The organism is Geminicoccus harenae (genome assembly GCF_019800005.1).
Lineage (GTDB): Bacteria > Pseudomonadota > Alphaproteobacteria > Geminicoccales > Geminicoccaceae > Geminicoccus > Geminicoccus harenae.
In genome coordinates, this window is record NZ_JABGCL010000205.1 from 1 (window position 1) to 779 (window position 779).

Annotated in this window: 2 pseudogenes; one reads left to right on the forward strand and one right to left on the reverse strand. The window is 55.7% G+C overall.

Features of this window, described 5'->3' with window-relative positions:
* A pseudogene (locus HLA95_RS27600) lies at positions 1–434 on the forward strand (hypothetical protein); the annotation flags it as partial.
* 223 nt (positions 435–657) lie between these two features.
* On the opposite strand, the pseudogene HLA95_RS27605 reads toward HLA95_RS27600, so the two are convergent.
* Positions 658–779: pseudogene (locus HLA95_RS27605) on the reverse strand (IS5/IS1182 family transposase); the annotation flags it as partial.

Here is a 779-nt window from a genome sequence, read left to right on the forward strand (position 1 = left end):
CGACGGACCGCCTCCGTCGTACGGGCGCTGCCGTGAAGAACCTGGCCCATAGCGCCTCCCTTGCCGCATGGCGATCCACTGTACCACCACACTGCGGGACCGCACACCTAGATCATATTTTGCATAAGGTCATTGGCGAACGCAGAGCAAGAGCATTTTTGTTTCAGCGAAACCAACGCCACGAAGGAATTGATAGATTGTTTGATGCAAGATTATTGCACGTTCTCAAGAAAAATATCTCCTCTAAAGAAGAAACCGGCAAGCGATTTGACGTCTATAAAATAGATTTTGGCTGCTACGTTGATCTAATAAATACCACCCGCTTTCCGAAGTTCTTGTTCGAAGCTGACGAAGAATTAATTCAGGTCCCCCGTGATGATTATCGTTCCATTAGGCGAGCGATCTTAACTATGGATGACCTTAGGGACGTATAGATGGCGACCCTGCGCCTCGCCGCGAACCCCGCCGCTAGCCGCTCTCTGTCCTGCTCGACCGATGCGATCCCGAGCGTCACCGTGGGCACTGGCGGTCCCTCCGTGCTTCGACGTCCGCCCAGGAATCCGCCTGCAGTTCGTCCAGGCTGCGGAAGCGTGAAGGAGACGGGGTCAGGTCTTGCTTCTTGCGTTAATCCGGCTCTTAGAGCCCGTTTGAGAATGGCTATGGGTGGCTGATGCGGCGTAGCAGCAGGCTGCCCATGGCGACGTGGATGAAGGCTTCGGACACATCGAGCCTGGCCTCGTAGTCCCGCACCAGGCGGCGCCAGCGAACCATCCAGCCGA